22 protein-coding genes are annotated in these 22,503 nt (G+C 45.3%); all 22 read left to right on the top strand.

Annotated features, from left to right (window positions below; all coding sequences use genetic code 11):
* The first annotated feature begins 334 nt into the window (after positions 1–334).
* The 22 genes from Q5076_RS03355 to Q5076_RS03250 all read left to right on the top strand — a co-directional run bounded on the left by Q5076_RS03355 (position 335) and on the right by Q5076_RS03250 (position 22,487).
* Complete coding sequence (locus Q5076_RS03355; RefSeq protein WP_303010821.1) at positions 335–835, top strand: UpxY family transcription antiterminator; 501 nt, start codon at positions 335–337, stop codon at positions 833–835.
* Between the two features lie 34 nt (positions 836–869).
* Positions 870–2,411, top strand: coding sequence for a lipopolysaccharide biosynthesis protein (locus tag Q5076_RS03350; protein ID WP_303010816.1), 1,542 nt, complete (start codon positions 870–872; stop codon positions 2,409–2,411).
* A complete protein-coding gene (locus tag Q5076_RS03345; RefSeq protein WP_303010815.1) occupies positions 2,408–3,616 on the top strand; it encodes a Coenzyme F420 hydrogenase/dehydrogenase, beta subunit C-terminal domain in 1,209 nt (402 codons plus the stop codon). Before Q5076_RS03350 ends, Q5076_RS03345 begins: the two co-directional genes overlap by 4 nt.
* On the top strand, positions 3,613–4,806 hold the full coding sequence (locus Q5076_RS03340; RefSeq protein ID WP_303010814.1) for a polysaccharide pyruvyl transferase family protein: 1,194 nt from the start codon (positions 3,613–3,615) through the stop codon (positions 4,804–4,806). The genes Q5076_RS03345 and Q5076_RS03340 overlap by 4 nt, the downstream gene beginning before the upstream one ends.
* 88 nt (positions 4,807–4,894) lie before the next feature.
* Entirely contained in the window at positions 4,895–5,884 is a 990-nt protein-coding gene (locus tag Q5076_RS03335) for a glycosyltransferase family 2 protein (protein WP_303010813.1), read from the top strand.
* Positions 5,885–5,900: 16 nt separating this feature from the next.
* The gene (locus Q5076_RS03330; protein WP_303010812.1) at positions 5,901–6,899 is read left to right on the top strand and encodes a glycosyltransferase family 2 protein; all 999 of its coding nucleotides are present in this window, start codon (positions 5,901–5,903) and stop codon (positions 6,897–6,899) included.
* Complete coding sequence (locus tag Q5076_RS03325) at positions 6,896–7,426, top strand: serine O-acetyltransferase (RefSeq protein ID WP_303010811.1); 531 nt, start codon at positions 6,896–6,898, stop codon at positions 7,424–7,426. Before Q5076_RS03330 ends, Q5076_RS03325 begins: the two co-directional genes overlap by 4 nt.
* A 21-nt stretch (positions 7,427–7,447) precedes the next feature.
* Positions 7,448–8,374, top strand: a complete 927-nt coding sequence (locus Q5076_RS03320) for a glycosyltransferase family 2 protein (RefSeq protein ID WP_303010810.1) — start codon at positions 7,448–7,450, stop codon at positions 8,372–8,374.
* Complete coding sequence (locus tag Q5076_RS03315) at positions 8,371–9,315, top strand: glycosyltransferase family 8 protein (protein ID WP_303010809.1); 945 nt, start codon at positions 8,371–8,373, stop codon at positions 9,313–9,315. Before Q5076_RS03320 ends, Q5076_RS03315 begins: the two co-directional genes overlap by 4 nt.
* 24 nt (positions 9,316–9,339) lie before the next feature.
* Positions 9,340–10,236 carry a beta-1,6-N-acetylglucosaminyltransferase gene (locus tag Q5076_RS03310; protein WP_303010808.1) on the top strand — a complete coding sequence of 299 codons (897 nt, stop codon included), beginning with the start codon at positions 9,340–9,342 and terminating at the stop codon, positions 10,234–10,236.
* Positions 10,233–11,108 carry a beta-1,6-N-acetylglucosaminyltransferase gene (locus Q5076_RS03305; RefSeq protein ID WP_303010807.1) on the top strand — a complete coding sequence of 292 codons (876 nt, stop codon included), beginning with the start codon at positions 10,233–10,235 and terminating at the stop codon, positions 11,106–11,108. The genes Q5076_RS03310 and Q5076_RS03305 overlap by 4 nt, the downstream gene beginning before the upstream one ends.
* Positions 11,109–11,116: 8 nt before the next feature.
* A complete protein-coding gene (locus Q5076_RS03300) occupies positions 11,117–12,184 on the top strand; it encodes a glycosyltransferase family 2 protein (protein WP_303010806.1) in 1,068 nt (355 codons plus the stop codon).
* 12 nt (positions 12,185–12,196) lie between these two features.
* Entirely contained in the window at positions 12,197–13,447 is a 1,251-nt protein-coding gene (locus Q5076_RS03295) for a hypothetical protein (RefSeq protein WP_303010805.1), read from the top strand.
* Between the two features lie 154 nt (positions 13,448–13,601).
* Complete coding sequence (locus tag Q5076_RS03290; protein WP_303010804.1) at positions 13,602–14,741, top strand: glycosyltransferase family 4 protein; 1,140 nt, start codon at positions 13,602–13,604, stop codon at positions 14,739–14,741.
* Positions 14,742–14,809: 68 nt separating this feature from the next.
* Positions 14,810–16,027, top strand: a complete 1,218-nt coding sequence (locus tag Q5076_RS03285) for a glycosyltransferase family 1 protein (RefSeq protein WP_303010803.1) — start codon at positions 14,810–14,812, stop codon at positions 16,025–16,027.
* A gap of 41 nt (positions 16,028–16,068) precedes the next feature.
* The gene (locus Q5076_RS03280) at positions 16,069–17,259 is read left to right on the top strand and encodes a glycosyltransferase family 4 protein (protein ID WP_303010802.1); all 1,191 of its coding nucleotides are present in this window, start codon (positions 16,069–16,071) and stop codon (positions 17,257–17,259) included.
* Positions 17,256–17,723: a S24/S26 family peptidase gene (locus tag Q5076_RS03275; RefSeq protein ID WP_303010801.1), complete on the top strand. Its 468-nt coding sequence runs from the start codon at positions 17,256–17,258 to the stop codon at positions 17,721–17,723. The genes Q5076_RS03280 and Q5076_RS03275 overlap by 4 nt, the downstream gene beginning before the upstream one ends.
* 35 nt (positions 17,724–17,758) lie before the next feature.
* Positions 17,759–18,028 (top strand): PqqD family protein, encoded by a 270-nt coding sequence (locus Q5076_RS03270; protein ID WP_303010800.1) that lies wholly within the window; start codon positions 17,759–17,761, stop codon positions 18,026–18,028.
* Positions 18,025–19,143 carry a nucleotidyltransferase family protein gene (locus tag Q5076_RS03265; protein ID WP_303010799.1) on the top strand — a complete coding sequence of 373 codons (1,119 nt, stop codon included), beginning with the start codon at positions 18,025–18,027 and terminating at the stop codon, positions 19,141–19,143. Before Q5076_RS03270 ends, Q5076_RS03265 begins: the two co-directional genes overlap by 4 nt.
* A complete protein-coding gene (locus Q5076_RS03260) occupies positions 19,136–20,758 on the top strand; it encodes an ABC transporter ATP-binding protein (protein ID WP_303010798.1) in 1,623 nt (540 codons plus the stop codon). Before Q5076_RS03265 ends, Q5076_RS03260 begins: the two co-directional genes overlap by 8 nt.
* A gap of 26 nt (positions 20,759–20,784) precedes the next feature.
* Complete coding sequence (locus tag Q5076_RS03255) at positions 20,785–21,693, top strand: phosphoenolpyruvate carboxykinase (RefSeq protein WP_303010797.1); 909 nt, start codon at positions 20,785–20,787, stop codon at positions 21,691–21,693.
* A complete protein-coding gene (locus tag Q5076_RS03250) occupies positions 21,690–22,487 on the top strand; it encodes a polysaccharide biosynthesis/export family protein (protein WP_303010796.1) in 798 nt (265 codons plus the stop codon). Before Q5076_RS03255 ends, Q5076_RS03250 begins: the two co-directional genes overlap by 4 nt.
* The last annotated feature ends 16 nt before the right edge of the window (positions 22,488–22,503 follow it).

Here is a 22,503-nt window from a genome sequence, read left to right as displayed (position 1 = left end):
TCATCAGTTCTGTACGTGTAAAAAAATTCTGTGCCGTGACCCGGTTTGATTCCACTAAGATGCAGAGCTCTGGATTCAAGGCCGCATATACGTTGGAAGAAGGACTCAAGCTGACTATCTTGCGTGAGTTTACCACTTCCGGTATCAGGGAGGTTTCAAACTGAAAAATTGTCTTTAGCGGCTTTCCCGAATGGAAAAAAGTCGGGGCAGAAAATATGATAACAAAAACTTCGGCAGTCAGCAGTAATGTGACTGGCGAAGGCGGAGCGCACCCGGAGCTCATCTTTTTGTTGACAATTTATTAATTATAGAAGACTGTATGATAAATGATAAAATGCGACATTGGTTGGTTGCCTATGTACAGAGCAACAGAGAAAAGAAAGTTTTTGAACGGTTGACAGCGTCAGGTATCGAAGCTTTTCTTCCGTTGCAGGAAGAAATACATCAATGGAGCGACCGTCGTAAGAAAGTGCAGCGGGTGATTATTCCGATGTGTATATTCGTCCGGGTGACCTATGCCGAGCGGCTTCAGGTACTCCAGCTTCCCTCCGTCAACCGGTTTATGGTATTACGTGGCGAGAGTACGCCCGCCGTAGTTCCGGAAACTCAAATGGAGCGTTTTAAGTTTATGCTTGACTATTCCGAGCAAGCGGTTGAGATGTGTTATGAGCATCTCCAGCCGGGGGAACAGGTGAAAGTCGTGAAAGGACCTCTTTCCGGATTGGAAGGAGAGTTGTTGACAATAGGTGGGAAAAGCAAGGTTGGAGTCCGTATTGATATATTAGGAGTTGCCTTGGTAGAAATACCGGTAGGGTTTGTGAAAAAGATAGCCTGAATGTAAGAAGACAATGCATAATTGTTGGAGCTGAATGGAAAAATCGGAGAAAACGAAACGGATTGCGGAGAACACCTTGTTCCTTTACCTAAGGATGTTGTTTAGCATGCTGGTGTCGTTGTACACCTCTCGGGTTGTACTGAACACATTGGGGATAGAAGATTACGGTATCTATAATGTGGTAGGAGGTTTTGTTGCCATGTTCTCCCTCATCTCGTCCTCACTTTCGGTTTCAACGAGTCGTTATTTGACGTTTGAGTTGGGAAAAAGAGATGAACGGCGTTTATGTGAAGTATTTTCAACCTCCATGTTTATTCATGGTGTCCTAGCGGTAACCGTATTGTTCCTTTCTGAAACGGCCGGGTTGTGGTTCCTGAATACCTGCATGGTTATCCCCACCGGACGACTTGAGGCAGCTAACTGGGTATTCCAAGCATCTGTCATATCATTTATATTGGGGTTATTTTGTGTGCCCTATAATGCCTCTATCATATCACATGAACGGATGGCGGCATTTGCTTATTTAGGTATTTTAGATGTAATATTACGGCTGCTTATTGTCCTGTTCTTGTCCTGTTCCTCCTGCCGATTCGATCGTTTGGTTATGTATTCCTTGTTGTCGCTGGCGGTGACAGTCCTGTTTCAATGTGTAAATGTCTTGTACTGCAGAAAAAGATTTGTAGAATGCCGTTTTCGCATGACTTTCGATAAATGTTACTGGAAAGATATGGGAGCATTTGCCGGTTGGAACTTTATCGGTTGTACGGCGGGATTGTTGAAAAATTCCGGAGTGGATATCTTGCTGAATCTATTTATTGGTCCCGTGTTGAATGCCACCCGTGGAATTGCAGGCTCGGTCGGTAATGCCGTTTCCTCTTTCAGCAGTAATTTCATGACTGCTTTGAATCCGCAGATTACGAAGTCGTATGCATCGGGAGACTATGGGTATATGATGTCACTAGTAGAGCGGGGGAGCCGTTTCTCATTCTATATACTCTTGGTGTTAGCTCTGCCGATATTGTTTGAGACTGAATTTGTCCTGACCCTGTGGCTAAAAGACTATCCCGGTCATACGGTAAACTTCGTCCGTCTGATTTTGGTGTCTGCCATGTTCGATATACTTTCAAATACACTGATAACCTTACAGTTGGCTACAGGTAAAGTCCGTAACTACCAACTTACAGTGGGAGGGGCATTGATGATGAACTTTCCGCTGTCTTACATTTGCCTTTATTGGGGTTTTCCTCCTGAGTCAGTATTGATAGTAGCCATTGTAGTATCTTTCTGCTGTCTGTTGTTAAGACTTTATTTTTTGCATGGTATGGCCGGATTATCGATAAAGAGCTATTTGAAAAATGTATGTTTAAATGTATTTCTGGTTGCTATTGTGGCATCGGTTGTTCCTTTCGGCCTTTACTGGAAAATGACAGACGACGGATGGTTACGTTTTGGAATAATAACCGTATCCTGCTTGTTGAGTAGTATAGCAGCGGTTTACTTGGTGGGCTGTACTAAAAGGGAGAAATTTTTTTTCAGGCAAAAAGTCTATACGTTAAAAAATAGGTGGGTCGGATGATACATATTACAGATAAATCAGAATGTTGTGGTTGTACGGCTTGTGCGAACAGATGCTCCCATCAATGCATAAGCTTACATGAAGATAACGAAGGATTCCTTTATCCTCATGTGTGCCCGGATGAATGTATTGATTGCGGGCAATGCGAAGAGGTTTGTCCTGTTCTTCGGCAGAACGGACGACGGATACCCCTTAAAATTTACGCTGCTAGGAACAGAGATGAAGAGATTCTCAGGGAAAGCTCTTCGGGAGGAATCTTTACGTTGCTGGCTGAAAAAATAATCAGTGACGGCGGAGTTGTATTCGGCGCTCGTTTCGATGCAAACTGGGAAGTTATTCACGACTACACTGAAACCATAGATGGATTGGCTGTTTTCCGGGGTTCCAAATATCTCCAATCCCGATTGGGAAATACATATGTGAAAGTACGGGAATTTTTAAGAGCGGGAAGACAAGTTCTCTTTTCGGGAACTCCCTGCCAGGTTGCCGGTTTGAAGACATTCCTGAAAAAAGAATATGCGAAACTGTTGACAGTCGATTTTGTTTGCCACGGCGTACCGAGCCCGATGGTCTGGAGACAGTATTTAAAAGAGTCCGTCGCCTGTCTGAGTCGTAAAAAAAATGCTGTTCTGTCTCATTCGGTCAAAAGGGAAGATCTGGAGGTGGTGGAAAGTATTTTATTCAGAGATAAGAAAAACGGTTGGAAGAGATACTGTTTCACCTTTATGTTTTCCGTATCTGCGGAACACAAATCGAGAAAGAGACTTTTATTATCCGAGCCCTTTTCGGAAAACCCTTTTATGCAAGCATTCCTTTCGAATTTGATTCTTCGTCCCTCCTGTTATGCGTGTCCGGTTAAAAATGGAAAGAGTGGAAGCGATTTGACAATAGGCGATTTTTGGGGTGCGGATGACATATTTCCTGAATATGTTGATGACAAAGGCGTCAGCTTGGTTATGCCGATGAGTTCGAAAGGGAAGTTATTTTTTGAAGAACTGTCTTGTAGTTGTCTTGAAAGTACATATAAAGAAGCGCAGGCAGCTAATCCCTGTATATTAAATGTGGTAGATAAACCCGTTTACCGTGATTTTTTTTTCCATCGGTTCCGCCGGAAAAAAAACTTCATGCAAACCTTCGACGACTGCAGAAGTACTGTATTTTACAAACGTATGTTTCGTTTTTTATATCGAAAAGCAGGAATATGAAAATTGCAATTCTGACTTTACCGTTGCATGCTAACTATGGTGGGATATTACAGTGCTATGCTCTATGTTCCGTATTGGAAAAGATGGGACATGAAGTAAAAGTGATAAACCATCGGTGTATGCGTTGTCGCCCTTTGTTTCGGATATTATTGAGTATCCTCAAATTTGCCGTATTAAATCCAAATCAAAAGCTCGATTGCGAAGAGTTGAAAAATTACCGTAAAGCAAAAGCTGTTGAACGGCGAATTGTCGGATTTCAGGAAACCTATAAAAAATATCTTCCCCTGACCTCCCGTACGTATGAAGTAACCCGGTTTAGCAAACTTTTATTACAGGGATTCGACGCATTCATTGTAGGGTCGGATCAAGTTTGGCGTCCTCTCTATGCAAATGACCTTAAAAACTACTATTTGGAATTTTTGGGGGACAGTACTGTAAAAAGAATCTCCTATGCTGCCTCTTTTGGGGTTGACTATGCCGAGTATAGTAGTGAACAAATTCGTGCTTGTGGCAGTTTGCTAGAACGTTTTGACGCTGTTTCCGTACGTGAAAGTAGCGGTATCGGGCTAATTAGTTCCATATACCGTTGGAGATGCAAGCCTCCCCAAACCGTTTTAGATCCAACGTTGCTCTTATGCGAGAAAGATTACATGGAAAAATTCTGTTTGGGCAGGAAAAAAGAAGAGCAGACAGGAAAAAAGAAAGAAACACATGAAGAAAAAGAGCTTCCTTTCCTTTGTAAATACATACTGGACAAAAGTCCGGAAGCAGAGACCATTGTCAAGTGGCTTTCCGCTGATAATAAATTGCCGGTGAATGAACTCACTTCTCCCGACATCATTTTCCGGACAGACATTTTTTCATGCGACGATCTATGTTCCCCTGCCGAATGGCTTGACAATATACGAAATTCAGGTTTAGTGGTGACTGATTCCTTCCATGGATGCGTTTTCTCAATCCTGTTTCATAAGCGGTTCATAGTCTTTAGTAACAGTTCGCGCGGTTCTTCGCGTTTAGAATGTTTGTTGAAGATGGTGGGACTGGAAGAACGCTTACTAAAGTCCGTTGATGATTTTTTTCGTAGGAAAGAACGGCTGGTAGTTGATATTGATTACAAAACTGTTGATAAAACATTGCTGGAAGAAAGAGAAAAAAGTATGAAATACCTGTTCGATGCCTTATTATCTTGATATAGGGCTGTAATAGCCGGATAGTATCACGGATGCTCGTCCGGAGAATAAGGTCTCTATTGTATAACATCGTAAAAATACGACTCAAATGATTGAATACCCCATCCATGTTTCTGTTATAATCCCAGTGTATAACGCAGTGAAGTATATAGAACGCTGTACTTGTTCCCTTTTGGGGCAAACACTGGAAAATATGGAATTTATATTTATAGACGACCATACTCCGGACGAAAGCATGGAAGCGTTGGGTAGGGTTATAGAAAGATATCCTGCAAGGAAACGACAGATAAAGATAATACATCATAAGTCCCGACGGGGGATAGCGGCTGTTCGTAATACAGGACTGGACAATGCGGTGGGTGAATATATTGGCTGGGTCGACAGCGACGACTGGGTTGACGGAGAAATGTTTGAGAAATTGTATTTGTCGGCAGTCCGGTCTGGAGCGGATATCGCTTGGTGCGACTATTATGTAAACTTCCCGCAGGAGGAAAAAGTCAGACAAAAGCTTTCGGAAGATCCGCAAGCACTGTTGAGAGCCATTCTGTTGGAGAACCTGATGACCCCTTTATGGAATAAAATAATGAGACGTGATTTATTTACGCGATATGGTATCCGGTTTCTGGATGGAGTAGATATGGCGGAAGATAAAAACGTATGCATAAAGATATTAGGAGTCTCGTCGAGAGTGAAATATGTTCCGCAAGGTTTCTATCATTATGAGACAAATAACAGGGGTTCGTTGATGCATCGGCATGACGATTCCCATCGGATTGATTATACGTTAAATATGATAGACGCTGTCAGATTTGTCTCGAATGCCGGCGTGCAGATGGAAAAAAATGAGCTTATCATTTATAAATTATTGTCGAAAGTCCAGTATCTGTATTCCCTGGATATTTGCGAACTGAGGAAATGGAGCACCGTATTTCCGGAAACCAACAGGCTGGTGTCCCGATGTCCGAAACTCATGTTGAGGCATAAGATAACTGCCTGGATGGCAACTTTTCATTGCTGGTGGCTTCTTCGTATCTACCTGTCGGTTTACCGTTTTAAATTAAAGATTTATAAACGTTAAAAAATATACAGGAAGAATGAAAGCTAAAGTTTCCGTCATAATCCCCGTTTACAAAGTGGAAGCCTTTATCGAGGAATGTGCTGTGTCTCTATTCGGGCAGACCCTTGCAGATATCGAGTATCTGTTTGTCGATGACTGTTCGCCCGACCGAAGTATCCATATCCTGCAACAAGTGGTAGAGCGGTATCCCGCACGCGAGCCATTGGTGAAAATTATCCGCCATCCTGTCAACAGGGGACTTGCGGCGGCGAGGAATACCGGCTTGGAGAATGCTTCGGCAGCCTATGTCTGCACGGTGGACAGTGACGATTATATCGCTCCGGACATGCTTGAAACAATGTATGACGCGGCCCTGAAAAGCGGCGCCGATATTGTCTCCTGCGGATATTATGTCGTCCGCTCCTCCTTTAAGGAAAGCCGAATGGAATCCTTTGATGGAGAGCGAACTAGGGTGATACAAGACATTTTGGAAGATAAAACTACGGCCCACATCTGGAATCGATTGGTAAAAAGAGAAATCTATTTCCACCATGGCGTACGTTTTCCGGAAGGATACGACCAGTGCGAGGATAGGAACGTCTGCCTAAAATTGTTGAGCGTCTCCTTGTCGACAGCTGATGTGTCGGTTCCTTTATATTACTATAGGCAAGACAATCCGAATTCAATAATGAATAATCCCGAAAAGTACCGGCATGCCGCCAGTTCAGTGAGGAATATGATAGATGCGGTGACATTTATCTCTCTTCACAATATCCACCGGATAAGCCCTCGGAAGCTCCGGTTGTTCGGTTCGATAGCCAAAAGGGAATTGTTGAAATCAGCGGATATTGCTGATTTGCAGATGTGGAGACAGACTTTTCCGGAAAGCAATAAATGCATCTTCTCGACCCCAGGTCTTCCCGTTCGGTATAAAGTCGTAGGCTATTTGGTTTCCCGGAACTTGTTCCTGCTTGTTGAGATCTGGATAAAAATGAAAAAAATGAAATACAAACTGAAAAGAACTTTTCGCACATGAATTTGAAAAGCTACATCCGTTCAGACCGGATAGATTACTATCCCCTCTTTTCTAGACACTCTGTCTTGGACTGGCTTCTGAAACCGGAACAGTACTGGATTCGGAAATACGTACAGACACTTCGGAAAGAAGAATATTATTCGAGCCATAAAAAGAACAAATTTTTAAAATATTATTTCTTCCGGAAGAAAAACATGTTAGGAGCCCGTATAGGTTTCTTCATACATGCCGGTTGTTTCGGTACGGGATTGAAAATTTATCATTATGGCTCCGTCATCGTGAATCCCAAAGCTCGTATCGGTAAGAATTGCACGATACACGGTAATTGTTGCATCGGTAGCAAGGGAACTTTTCCGGACGACTCCCCTGTCATAGGCGACAATGTGGATATAGGGCAAAATGCCCAAATTTTGGGTGGAATCACCATCGCTGACGGAGTTAAAATCGGCGCCGGGGCGGTAGTGACAAGATCCGTACCGCTTCCAGGTGCCACAGTTGTGGGGATACCCGCCAAGATAATCAGTTGATTTACTTAAATAAAAAAATATATGCTATTTGTTTCCTTCGTATTACCTGCCTATAAGGCAGCCTTTCTGAGGCAAGCCATTGATAGTATTCTAGCCCAGTCATATACGAATTTTGAGTTGATTATAGTTAACGACGCCTCTCCTGAGAATCTGGATGAGATTGTTTTGTCCTATTCCGATGAGCGAATCAGGTATTACACGAATCCGGAAAATATCGGGAGAAAAAGTCTTGTTGCGCAATGGAACCGTTGCATAGACTTGGCAGAAGGAGAATATCTCGTGTTAGCGGCGGATGATGATTTGTATTTTCCCGACTTTCTCCGGTCGTGTGTAGACCTGGCTGTGAAATATCCGCAGGTAAACCTGATTAGGGCGCGGGTGGAGCAAATCGATACGGACAATGCTATTTTGGGAGTAGACTCCCTGTTACCGGAATTGACCGACAGGTATGAATACTTTTATTACTGGGTGACTGGCACTTCCTTCACCTGCATCGGCAATTTTATGTTCAAGTCATCGGTCTTGAAAGAAAAACGTTTCATTGATTATCCTTATGGGTATGGTTCTGATACGGCGTCCTGCGTCATGTTATCTTGGAATGGAGTAGCCAATACTCAGGAAATCTTATTCTCATTCCGTATCTCACCCATCCATTTATCTGGTAACAAAAAATATTATAAAGAGAAAATCAGAGCAAATACGATGCTCTTCTCATACTTGCTTCGGTTGAACTATCCCCCTCCCCAAGACAGGTTCGGGTTATATTACCATGGGTATGCGTCTGCTCCGAAACTATATGCCAAATGCAAATACGATTATTACCATCTGGCAATAAAGCATCTGCCGTTCTATAAAATCCATTACATCAGAGAATGCGAGCTGCTCTCTTTTAAAGACAAATGCCTGATACTTGCCCGTTTCTGTTTAGATAAACTGTTACGAAAATGAGCGTTGATATAATTCCTGTTGTGGTGGCGTTTACACCCGGTTATTTCATTCCTGCCTCCACCTGCCTGTTTTCCGCGTTTGATTGTCTGGAACAGGGAGAGAAGTTACACGTCATCTGCCTGCTCAGCGAGGAACTTCCCCAGCGGATGAAGCAAAAGATACGCCTGATAGGCAACGGTCGCTCGCGTTATACCTTTATCAATCTCCGGGGGAGGTTACGTGATATTTACGTAGATGCCAAATATACGGAAGCGGCCTCATATCGTTTGTTGCTTCCCGACTTGTTGCCGGAATATGAAAAAGTGATATACATGGACTGCGACCTGATTGTCCGTAATGATTTGGCAGTGCTTTACCGTACCGTCAATTTGGGAGAAAATTACCTGGCAGCTGTATTTGAAGCCCCTTTAGATTTCCAGACAGAACACATTAAGAAGATAGGATGTGAGCCTATGAAATATATAAATTCCGGTTTCCTGATTATGAACTTGAAACTAATGAGGAACGACCGGATGGTTGAAAAATTCTTGGAAGCTTCGAAAGCCGGTTACCTGGAGTTTCCCGACCAAGATGTGCTGAACCGTTTGTGTAAAGACCGGATATTAGGACTTTCCCCTTGCTATAATGGCATCAGGACCTTCTATTTGCCACAGTATAAAAAAGATTTTCTGCATAAATATTCGGAACAAGACTGGAAAGAAGTGCAGGAACACGGGAATGTTCATTATACAGGCGCCAAGCCTTGGCAGCATTTCACAATTGAATTCAAACTTTGGTGGCAATATTATGACCGCTTGCCGGAAACGGTAAAAAATGAATGGAAAGCCGACAAGCGGCTGTACCGGCTCTATCGGTTCAATCAGACGACTTGCGGTGCATGGTTGGTTGACAGGTTCCAGAAGCTCTATCGCAAGTTGAAATACCGGAAAACCGGAATATGAAAAATAAATCGATAAACTATTGAAATGCAGGAGAATAATGTAAATATACCCCGCTATCCCAAGATAAGGCATGCCTATCTGATAATGGCACACCACGAGTTTGAAGTGTTGGGTAAACTGCTCAGTGTCCTTGACGACGAAAGAAATGACATCTTTCTTCATTTTGATAAAAAGTTGAACTTCCTCCCTTCGTATAATACTCGGAAGTCACATCTGTATGTGCTGAAAAACAGAGTGGACGTCCGGTGGGGACACGTTTCCCAGATAAAAGCGGAATATACGTTGTTTGAAACGGCTTACAGACAAGGTGGATATGAATATTACCACTTGCTTTCCGGAGTACACCTGCCTTTGAAATCCCAGGATTATATCCATGCCTTTTTCGAAAAGCAGAGAGGGAAAGAGATTCTGGCGCACGTTCCGAACGATGATAGCCAGACAATCCTCAAAATGCATCGTTACCATTTTTTTGTGAAAAACTTTATGCACAAGAACCCGGCAATCAAGCGGTTGGATCAATTATTATGGAGATTCTGCATCTATGTTCAAAAGAAACTCTGTATTTACAGAAACATGGAACGGTCATATCATAATGCAGCTAATTGGGTATGTGTGACAGAACATTGTGTCGCTTACCTTCTGTCCATCCGTACGGATGTATTGCGCAGATATCGTTTTACGTTGTGCGGTGATGAATTCTTCATTCCGTCGGAATTGGAAAACTCCCCTTTCAAAGAATGTGTTCGCTATGAAGACAGATTACTGAAATGTGACTTCGGCGGTAAAGCCAATCCGCGCGTATATCACCGGGACGACTATGAAAGCCTGATTCATTCGAATTGCCTGTTTGCCCGGAAGTTCAGCCGTACTGATATGGAGCTCGTCGATAAGATACTAACCTATATAACCTCTGGAGAATGAAACACGCCTACCTGATTATCACCCATAGCGAATTTGAAATCCTGTCCCGGCTGTTACAAGCCCTTGACGACGAACGTAATGACATTTATATCCATTTTGACCGTAAGTTAAAAAAATGCCCCGTTTGTCATACCCGGCATGCCGGGCTTTACATCCTGACAGAACGTGCAGACGTATATTGGGGAGACCTTAGTGTGGTGAATGCCGAATATCTTTTGTTCGAGGCAGCCCATAAACACGGAGGATACAGTTACTATCACCTGCTTTCCGGAGTTGATATGCCTCTGAAATCTCAAGACTATATCCATCGGTTTTTCGAGGAAAACGCAGGCAAAGAGTTTATCGGCTATTATCGGGGAGACATTGCTGGAGAGATAAACCGGAAAGTCAGAAAATGGCATTTGTTTCCGAAAAATTTTAAAAACACAGGTGGGGCGGAGGCGACAGGCAAAAGAGCACTACGTGCCGGTTTTATCCGTTTGCAGCAGTTGGTGGGATATTGCCGGAATGCAGACGTTGACTTCAAGAAAGGAACCCAATGGGTGAGCCTTACCTCCGGTTTTGTCGGCTATCTGCTCCTGCAGAAAGAAAAAGTAAAGCGCATCTACAGCCATACCTTTTGCGCTGACGAGATATTTATACAGACAATATGTTGGAATTCCCCTTACCGCGAGTACATCTACGATTTGTCGGACGAAGGACGTGGATGTTTGCGGATGATTGGCTGGAAGGACAACCGGATAAGAGATTGGGAAGAAAAAGATTGGGAATTCCTGATACGTTCGGAAGCTCTGTTCGCCCGGAAATTCAGCGGGCGTTACATAAGTGTGGCAGACCGGATATTGAGACAAATTTTGAAATCATGTGAATAATCGCTTAAATGAATATAATGAATATGGATAACAGCCGGCGGGAAAGCCGGGAAAATACAAATGACGGAAAAAAACGGACAGACGGCACAAATGCCGTAGTCTCCGTGATTGTTCCCGTATATAATGCGTCGGCAACATTAGGGTCCTGTCTTGCCTCCTTGTCCGCACAGACATATAGTAACTTGGAATTCTTGTTAGTTGATGATTGCAGTACAGACAACAGCTTGACTCTACTTCTCGACTATGCCGGGCGTCATGCCGGTACGGGCATTACGGTAAAAGTATTGCGCCATGAGCGGAACCGAGGAGTAGCGGCAGCCCGCAATACAGCGCTGGCTCATGCCACCGGAAACTATATTTACCATGTCGATGCAGATGATTTCATAGAATCCGATACGCTGGAATGTCTAGTAGCAGAAGCGGAAAGGAGTGATTCCGATATCGTAGGGCATGAATGGTATCTGACCTTTTGTGCGAAGAAACGGTACATGAGACAGCCGGACTATGCAACCCCTGGTGAAGCGTTGCGGAATATGATGTGCGGAGTGATGCGTTGGAACTTGTGGCTCTTTTTGGTCCGCCATTCCCTTTATACTGAAAACCACATTCACTTTAAGGAAGGAGCGGATATGGGAGAAGACTTGATGGTGATGGTGAGATTGTTTGCTAGTGCGAAGAAAGTGACCTCAATTCATCGTCCTTTTTATCATTACGGGCGGCAAAATCGGCACTCGCTGACGGAAACCTATTCGCAAGAACACATCAGGCAAGTAACGGACAACGTATCGGAAGTAGAACGGGTTGTCAATGCTTCCCCGTACGCCTGTTCGTTGTCAGCATTTCTTCCTTTCTTGAAACTGACTATCAAGTTGCCCCTTCTCATTACAGATGACGAAAGCCATTACGAACAATGGCTGGAATGGTTTCCCGAAGTCAACGGTTGTGTTATGAAAAATAAACGGCTTCCTTTCAGGACGAGGTTTCTTCAGTGGATGGCGGTGAAACGACACTTCCTTTTCTTGAAACTCTACTACCGCACCGTGTTCAAACTTGTTTACGGAATGATTTACAAATAAATACCGGAGCTGATGATAATGCGGTTGTTAACCATGCTGGTAATATCCGTTATGGTGAGCGGATACTATTTTCCCTTTGCGTTTGCCTTCGCTCCTACGGTAAACACCAAGATGATACTGGCCGTCACCGGTATTCTGTTGGTGCTGTACAAAGGATGCCGGGAATACCAGATAACTATTTCGAAAGAGTTTATGGGAACGGTTGGATTAGCTTTCCTTTTCTCTTTGGCATGCTTCATTGCCATTGACTATAACCATACGGACGATTATTCCTACGTGACATATTTCGTCTCCTTTTTCACCTGGTTAGGCGGCGCCTATACGGTCTGTGCTGCTATCCGCACGTTACACGGCAAAGCGACGTTGAAGATATTAGTCGGTTATCTGTCGTTCGTCTGCATGGTCCAATGCGTACTCTCCCTGTTGATAGACCGCATCCCGGTATTTCAGGTATGGGTGGACTTCCACATCTCCCAAGGTCAGGAATTCTTTCAGGAAGTGAACCGGCTGTACGGCATCGGAGCAGCGTTAGACCCTGCCGGAGTACGGTTTGCCATTGTTTTAATTCTGATTGCTTGCTTGTTGTGTGAAGATAGAAATCTTCGTCAGGACCGTAAGAAGATAATAGCTTTTCTCTTCTGTTTTTTCCTAATTTCGGGCTTGGGTAATATGATGTCCCGGACCACCAGTGTCGGGATGCTGATAGGTATAGCCTATATCATCTGCTCAACCGGTATCTTCCGGCTCATTTTACGGACATGCGATTTCAAGTTCTATGCCGTTTTCGGAGGACTGCTGGCTATTTTCACCGTTCTGGGGATTTATCTTTACCAGACCGATGCCTCTTTTCACCAGGACATCCGGTTTGCCTTCGAGGGATTCTTTAACTGGGCGGAGACAGGTGAATGGAAAACAGGGTCTACGGATAAGTTAAACAGGGAAATGTGGATTTGGCCGGAGAATGTTAAGACTTGGCTGATAGGAAGCGGGCTGTTCGGTAATTATGTGTATAGTACAGATATTGGTTATTGCCGGTTTATCCTTTATTGCGGATTGACGGGCTTCTCATTTTTTATCGCGTTCTTCATCTATAATGCCTGGGTGTTTGCCCGGAAATTTCCGACTTTCCGGCTTATGTCCCTGGTATTGCTGGCATTGAGTTTTATCGTATGGATTAAAGTGGCTACTGATATTTTTTTGATTTATGCTCTTTTTTACTGTCTAGACGAAGAGGAAGAATTGCCGTCTGTGGTGACCGTTTGATTTTTATAGGGCGGCAGTCAATTCGAAAACAATTCGAGAATTGGTAAGAGATAATCAGAGAGTAATTCAAAGATAATCCGGAGACAAATTGAAAACAACTCAAAAAATATTCCGGAAAATAACTTAAGAACAAGTTGGGAATTATCCGAAAACAATGAAAATAGCCTATTGTATAGCCGGAACCTATAATTCCGGTGGTATGGAACGTGTATTGGCGAACAAAGCCAATTATCTGATCGGACATGGTAATGAAGTCATAATAATTACTACCGACCAGTGCGGGCGGCAACCGTTTTTTGCGTTGGACAAACGCATCCTTTGTCATGACCTGGACATCGGTTATGAAGAAAACAACGGAAAATCCTTTTTGAATAAAGCCGTTTGTTACCCGTTCAAGCAGTGGAAACATCGCAAACGCCTGTCAGCTTTTCTGAAACAGATAAAGCCGGATATAACAATTTCGATGTTTTGTAATGACGCTCCGTTCCTATGGAAGATAAAAGATGGAAGCCGGAAAGTGCTTGAAATTCACTTCTCCCGCTATAAACGTCTTCAGTATGGACGTAAAGGACTCTGGAAGATAGCAGACCAGTGGAGAAATCGGATAGACGGAAAGATTGCAGGAAAATATGATCGTTTTGTCGTGCTGACGCGCGAAGACAAATCCTTTTGGGGCGGTCTACCCAATATCACAGTCATTCCGAACGCGCTGACATTTTCTGCCACCGTTGCCCGCCCAATACAGTTAAATAACAAGAAAGTAATTGCCGTAGGCCGTTACAGCTATCAGAAAGGGTTCGATTACCTGATTGACGCTTGGACGGTTATCAACCGTTTTCAGCCGGAATGGACATTGGACATAATAGGAGACGGAGAGTGGCGGGAGCATCTACAGCGGCAGATAGACAGGAACCGGCTTACTCACTGCATACATCTGAAATTTCCTACCGCTCATATCGAGGAAGAATACAGGCAAGCATCCCTGCTGGTGATGACTTCTCGTTATGAAGGATTACCTATGGTGTTGTTGGAAGCGCAATCCTGGGGATTACCCGTCGTCTCCTTTGCCTGCAAATGCGGTCCGGGAGATATCATTGCTGACGGTAGAAACGGTTTTCTTGTAGCGGAAGGAAATCTGCCGATGTTGGCAGACCGTGTATTGAGGCTGATGGAAGATGAAAAATTAAGGCGGTGGATGGGGATGAATGCATACGTTCGGTCGGAGTTTTATTCGGAAGAACGGGTAATGAAATGCTGGACAGATTTATTTGAGGAATTACTGTCGAAAGAATAAAGGATAAGATTACCGGGAAAATAAACTCCGGAACTACCGAAAGAACGAAAAATAGAAACACTGAAAGAATGAATCCCAATTCCTTCGAAAGAAATGAAAAGAAGAAAGCGGTCGCTAAGAAAACGATAGTCGTTTCGGCTGTCAATTTGCGGAAAGGCGGAACATTGGCGATTCTTCGGGATTGCCTGTGTTACCTTTCAGAATTGGTCGCCGACGGCAATTACCGTGTGGTGGCGTTAGTCCATAAGAAAGAACTGGCAGATTATCCGGGCATAGAATATATCGAACTTCCGGATGTGGTCAAGAGCTGGAGGCATAGGCTGTGGTGCGAATACGTGACGATGTACCGGATTTCCGGACAACTCTTTCCCGTTTACCTTTGGCTGTCTCTCCATGATACTACGCCGAGAGTGAAAGCAGTGCGACAGGCCGTATATTGCCAAACCTCTTTTCCCTTCTACAGATGGAAGTGGAACGATTTTAAATTCGATTATAAAATCGTTTTGTTTGCTTTGTTTACCCGTTTTGTCTACCGTATCCATGTTCACCGGAACGATTTCCTAATTGTACAACAAAAATGGCTGCGTACCGGGTTCAGCCGGATGCTGGGAGTACGAAAAGAGAAATTCATCGTAGCTCCTCCTGAACATAAGGGGACAAAAATAATACCGGAGAGCAAAACCTTCCCTCATTTCACATTCTTTTACGCCTCTACTCCTGATTGCCACAAAAATTTTGAATTCCTATGTATGGCGGCCTCCTTGCTGGAGCAGGAAGTGGGAAAAGGACGGTTCAAGGTCGTTCTGACTGTCGGTGGAGACGAAAACCGCTATGCACGATGGCTGTATAAGAAATTCGGGAAAATCAGTTCGATAGATTTCGCTGGGTTTATGAGTAAAGAACGGTTGGCAGGCTATTATGAGGCCGCCGATTGTTTGGTGTTTCCATCAAGAATCGAAACCTGGGGACTGCCCATTTCCGAGTTCATGCCGACCGGCAAGCCGATGTTGCTGGCAGACCTTCCCTACGCTCATGAGACGGCAGGCGGAAGTAGACAGACTGCCTTCTTCAGCCTCTCCTCTCCGGAAGTGTTGAAAAGACAAATGAAACGGTTACTAGAAAAAGACAAAAGCTTCTTAGCGCCGGTCCCCTCCGGAATAATAAACCTTCCGAAAGCGTATTCTTGGAAAGAACTGTTCTGTCTGCTGTTGGGAGAGACAGACTGTTTGCCCGAAAAAACGAGACGTTTACCCGAAGAGACAAAACATTCACTCGAAAAAATATAAACCGTCTGGAAAACTGGAATAAAAAACGAATCTCAAACAGAATGAAAATTTTACAAGTAGGAAAATTCTATCCCATTCGCGGCGGAATAGAAAAAGTAATGTTCGATATTATGACAGGGTTGTCTCAAAAGCATATTCCTTGTGACATGCTTTGTGCTTCGGCGGACAACCGTCAGCCGGGTGACATCCCGTTGAATGAATATGCGAAACTGATATGCATACCCGTATGGAAGAAGGTGGCAGCTACGATGCTGGCCCCTTCCATGATTTCCCGGTTACGTAAGATACGGAAAGAATACGACTTGATTCACATACACCATCCGGACCCGATGGCGTGCGTGGCCTTGTTTCTTTCCGGTTATGAAGGACATGTTATTCTGCATTGGCATAGTGACATCCTGAAACAGAAAATATTGTTAAGATTCTACCGTCCGTTGCAAAACTGGCTGATTCGGAGAGCGGAAATAATTGTAGGAACTACTCCCGTTTATGTCTCGGAATCCCCCTTCCTACAAAAAGTTCAGGACAAAATCCGTGTTGTTCCCATAGGAGTAGACGATGTGAAGCCCGATGCAGGACAGGTGGCGCGTATCAGAGAAAAATATGCCGGTAAGAAAATCATCTTCTCTTTAGGACGTTTGGTTGAATATAAAGGCTACGAATATCTGATTCGGGCAGCATGCCGGCTGGGTGATGACTGTATTGTGTTGATAGGAGGAGAAGGTCCTCTTCGGACATATTTGCAGACATTGGTTGAAGAACTGGGAGTAGCGGAAAAAGTCAGCCTGCTTGGTTACGTGGCGGATGATGAATTGCCCTCCTATTTTGGTGCTTGTGACATATTCTGTTTGAGTTCCGTTTGGAAAACGGAAGCGTTTGCCATCGTACAGGTAGAAGCGATGTCTTGCGGGAAACCGATAGTTGCTACGGAAATTCCGGAGTCGGGAGTCAGTTGGGTCAATGCAGATGGTGTTTCCGGAATAAATGTGCCGGTGAAAGATGCGGATGCACTGGCGCAGGCAGTCACGGACATTCTATCCGACCGGCATTTGTACGGGAAATTGTCGGAGGGAGCCCGCCGGAGATATGAAGCCATGTTTACGAAAGAACGAATGACAGAATGCTGCCTGGAACTCTATCGGGAATTGTCGGAAAAAAGAAAGGTTGGAAGGGGGGAAGAATCTCGAGAAAAACATCTGGAAGAAAAAGCAGTAGGAGGAGAAAAAAAATGACAACCGCTTATTTCACCTCCGGAACTGTACGGGTGCCTAATGCCCCTTTCTTTAAAGAAGTGGAACACCTCCTTCGGAATAATATGAAAGTGATAATCTATGTACAGGGGGGAAGTATGCGTCCGTTCTTGCGGAACGGAGACAAAATACTCTTGGTCCCGGTTACCTCCTGCACACTATCCGAAGGAATGATAGTATTAGCTCATACGTCTGCCGGAGTCCTGTTACACCGGATAGTACGTATGCGGAAAGACAAAGATGAAATCCGGTTGGCTGGCGATGCGAACAGCAGACAGACAGAATGCATCACCAGGGAACACATCATCGGAGTGGCGGACAAAGCCTGGCGGGGAGAACGTCTGTTGCCCGTCAACTCTTTTTCCCGACGGGTGCTCGCTTTCCTTTGGTATCTGCTGCGTCCTTTTCGAGGATATATCTTGAAAATTACCGAAGGGTTGAAATAGGAATAAAACGAAACAAAAATTAAAACAAAAATTATATGAAATGGAAAAAAGGATTGGTATTGCGTCATATTGGGAATGAATATATTATCATCGAGCCTGATAGAGGAGTGGTCGATATGGCGAAAGTATATACGCTGAATGAAGTAGCGGCATGGTTGTGGAAACAGATGGAAGGAAAAGACTTCACTGCTGGGCAGATGGAAGAACTGTTGCTTCATCGTTACGACGTACAACAAGAACAAGCGCGGGCAGATGTGGAAAGACTTGTCGCCGATTTGAAAAAGCAAGGACTGATAACGGAATGACAGGAGAAAAAGACAACGTACGGAATGCTTTCTTCGCCTTGCTCCGTGCAGGCATGTGGGGAAAAATGCCTGACCTGCCTTACTTCCCGCTTCGGGAAAAAGAATGGCATACGCTTTACCTCCAAGCACGGAAACAAACAGTAGAAGGAATCATTTTTGACGGTATACTCTCACTACCGGAAAAATACCATCCCCCCCGCCTCTTGTTGTTACAGTGGACTGCTGGGATAGAACTGTTGGAACACCGTAACCGACGGATGAACCGTACCGTTAGCGAGCTAAACCGACAGTTCACGGAAAACGGAGTGGAGGCTTGGCTGTTGAAAGGGCAGGGAGTTGCCGGTTTCTATGAACATCCCCTGCACCGTACCTGTGGTGACATCGACTGGTATTTTCCTCGTTCCGGTGATTATGAAAAAGCCCTCCATCTGCTGGAAGAAAAAAAAATCCCGGTAAGAGAACAAGCGGGATTCAGCCGAAGTTATTCGTGGAATGGTTTCCAGGTAGAACACCACAAACACCTGGCAGACTTGTACAACCCTTTGGCAAGCAGATACCTGAAACAGATTGTCGGGGAAGAAACTGCCCGTCCCTTCATTTGGAGAGAAGAAAAAACAGACATCCTGCTGCCCTCTCCAGTGCTGTCCCATCTGTCAGTTAACACACACATCTTGAAACACATGCTGGCGTTCGGCATCGGTCTTCGCCAGTTGTGTGATTCTGCCCGTGTTTGTTACCAGTTCCACGGGGTAGAAGAAAGCCGGCTGTTAGAGCAGATATACCGGAAAATCGGTATATACCGTTGGATACAATCCCTAAATTATGTACTGGTTAAAGAACTGGGGATGTCCGGAGAGTACCTCCCTTTTCCCCTGTCCATTCGCAAAAAGGTAGGTTGGATACTGGACGAAGCATGGCAGGGAGGAAATTTCGGCTTCTACGACCCACGCTTCGTCAACGGAAAAAACGAACCGTGGGAAAAGCGGGACCACGTATGGCGGCAATGGTCCCACCGTGCAAGACTCCATTTTCGTTATGCACCCTGGGAAACCTGCTGGTTTCCGATGATGCAACTCTATTCCCGGATACGCATGAAAAAAGAAAAAGATGTATAGTGTCAGAGAACAACTCAAATGGATCTGGAAACTACTGGAAGGTCACCGGCTGAAAATAGGTTGTTGCATGACACTCCAGATAGTGAGCCTGGTGTCAGGACTCTCTTTCATCTACTGGACAAAACGGGCAGTAGATATTGCCGCGAGAGACACGCCAGGAACTTTGCAGGCAACCGTCTGCCTTATGCTCTCCTCCGTCCTGCTCGGAATCGTAAGCGGACAGTATGCCGCCTATGTGTGCGAACGGGTAAGAATGCGTGTGACAGTACGCCTGCAAGACTTGTTGTTGGTATCGCAGATGCAAGCCGTGTGGGAAAATACGAAACGCTGGCACGTAGGTGACTTATTGGTACGGATGACCTCCGACAGTCGGGAAGCGGTGCAGATGATAACCGCCGCCTTCCCAAATCTTTGCGTCACTGGTATCCGTCTGCTTGCCTCCTGGGGATTTCTTTGGGTGATGGACCCTCGCCTTGCCGGAATGATTCTGGCCGTCTCTCCGCTTTTCCTATTCTCTAAACTCTACTACCGGAGAATGAGAAAGTTGGACAGAGAAGTGAAAGACAAAGAAAGTGCGTTGGGAACCGTTTTACAGGAAAATCTGAAACAACGCCTGTTGATTCGTGCGTTAGGATTGTCCTATGTGCGGAAAAAACGGTATGAAACAACACAATCAAACATAATCGTCCTGAAAGACAAGTTGTTGCGTTTCTCCCTCCTTACACAGTCAGGATTGAAGTTCACCTTCAACGGCGGATACCTGCTTGCTTTTGTCTGGGGGATATACCAGTTGCATGCCGGTCTCATCTCTTTCGGCACGCTGACAGCCTTTCTCCAGTTAGTCGGGAAGATACAAGCCCCCGTGCTTGCCATCATCGCTTTTGTCCCCGCCGCCATCCGCTGTCGTACGGCGTTAGACCGGTTAATGGAGCTGGGCGAAGGAGAGACGGAAGCAGAGACGCAACCGGTACGGATTACGCCGATAGACTGTATTGAGCTACATTCTCTCTCATTCCGTTATGGTGACCGTCCGGTGATAAGTGGGTTAAGTGTAAAGATATGTCCCGGTGTTCCGGTAGCCGTGGTCGGCGCCACAGGAAAAGGCAAGACCACTCTGATACGCCTGATGCTCGCTCTGGTGAAACCCGAAGCAGGAGAACTGTACATCGTGACGGGCGGCAGGAAAATAGCGGTAACGCCTCACACGCGCGTCAGCTTCTCCTATGTCCCCCAAGGAAATACCCTGTTTTGCGGAACCATCCGGGAAAATCTGCTCATGGCAGATCCTTCCGCATCTGATCGGAAACTGGAAGAGACACTGGCGCTGGCATGCGCCAGCTTTGTCTACACCTTGCCGCAAGGCATCGATACAAAAATAGGAGAGTATGGGCACGGGCTCTCGGAAGGGCAGGCGCAACGCATTGCCGTCGCCAGAGCATTGCTTAGCGGAGGAGATGTATGGCTGCTGGACGAAGCCACATCCGCACTGGATACCACCACGGCAGACCGCCTGGTGACGAATCTCCTGCATGCCGGACGGGACAAAATACTAATTTTTGTAACCCATGACCCCCGTTTGGTGGCAGTCTGTCCGCAACTCATCAGGCTAGAATAAAAAAGATAACCAATCATATTCAAGAAATGGAAAATGTATGTTTCCTTATAGCGGAACAGCGGCTCAAGCTGTCCCTGCCCGGTGGAACAGAGTGGAAAAGTTTGCTGCCCTCGTTTACCGGTTTTGAAGAAAAAAAGTCCAGGAATAGGAAATCACTTTGCAAACTGGGTGTATCGACAGACCGGATAATGGTCAACCTGTCCGCAGGAACGCTACTGACAGAGTTTTCGCACGTTTTGGGCGAACACCTCCAATTATATGAGATGAACGGACTGTACATCGTCAACCTCCAGGTACGTCCTGCGGAAGAAAGTTACAGGATGATATGCAACCGGAGTTTTACTGAGGCCTATGCCTATATCGGACGTTCCGGACAGTTGTCTGGCGAAGCGTTGAATGCCTTCCTGATGATACTTTTCGCCCAGTCCGCCGTGCTTTGTCGTACTTTTCTAATACACGCTTCCGTTGTGTTCAGGCAGGGAAAAGGCTACGCTTTCCTCGGCAAGAGCGGTACGGGAAAAAGTACGCACAGTTCCCTGTGGCTGCAGTACATCGGACAGACGGAATTATTGAATGACGACAATCCGGCGGTTGGCATCGGCGGAGACGGGAAAGTCTACATTTACGGTACGCCCTGGAGTGGCAAAACCCCCTGTTATAAGAGCAAGAAAGCAGAACTGGCAGCGTTTGTTCGCTTGGAACAGGCATCCGCTAACCGTTTCCTCTGGAAGACAGGGAAAGAGGCGCTGCTTATCCTGCTCCCCGGTTGCTCCTCCATGCGGTGGAACGATAGCCTGTTTACGGCGTTGGGCGACCTACTCGAAGAAGTCGTACGGAAAGTGCCGGTAGGTAATCTGGAATGTTTGCCGGACGAAGCTGCGGTACACTTGTGCTATCACGAAATAATCAAGAAACAAAATAGAATAATAGTATGAAGAAAATGACATTTGTTGGAATTTTTTTAATGCTTTTCGTGTTGTCTTCCTGCATCAACACGAAAAAGATGGTTTGCTTGGAAAACATGCGGGAGGACTACTCTTATCAGATGAATGTGCAGGCGGACATGACCGTCCAACGTGACGACCGCCTCAGTATTGTCGTGAATTCCCGGAATCCGGAGCTGGCAGCTCCTTTCAACATCTCTACAGGAGAAACTTACCGGGTGACGGACACGGGAGAAGTTACTTCTCCCGCTCGTACCGTTGGAGAGGAAAAAGGATATACTGTTGATTTGAACGGTTGCATCGAATTTCCCATCCTCGGCAAACTGAAAGTGGCAGACTTGACCCGTAAGCAAGTGGCAAACCTGATAAAAGAACGTTTGACGAGCGAAAACTTGATTAGCGATCCCTTGGTGTTTGTCGACATATTGAATTTCAAAGTAACTGTGATGGGAGCTGTCGTCAATCCCGGAGTGTTGGAAGTGAAAGACAGTCGTATCACCCTGCTCGAAGCCATCACCAGGGCGAAAGGGCTTTCGCCGAATGCGACGATGGACAAAGTGGCGGTCATCCGTGAAGAAGGGGACGAACGCCGGATGTACATGCACGACGTCCGCTCTACGGACATATTTTATTCCCCTTGCTACTACCTGCGGCAGAACGATATCGTGTACGTGCAACCGAAGTTTGCAGAAGCCACCGTGAAAGAAGAACGTACACTGGGTTTCTTCAGCCTGATACTCGGTGTCATTACCTCTGCCATTTCACTAGGCATTTTGTTGAAATAGTTAACTAAGAGATTGA

The sequence above is a fragment of the uncultured Bacteroides sp. genome, assembly GCF_958445495.1.
Classification (GTDB): domain Bacteria; phylum Bacteroidota; class Bacteroidia; order Bacteroidales; family Bacteroidaceae; genus Bacteroides.
Note: the sequence above shows the minus strand (reverse complement) of the source record. Positions and strands in the feature narration are given on the sequence as shown.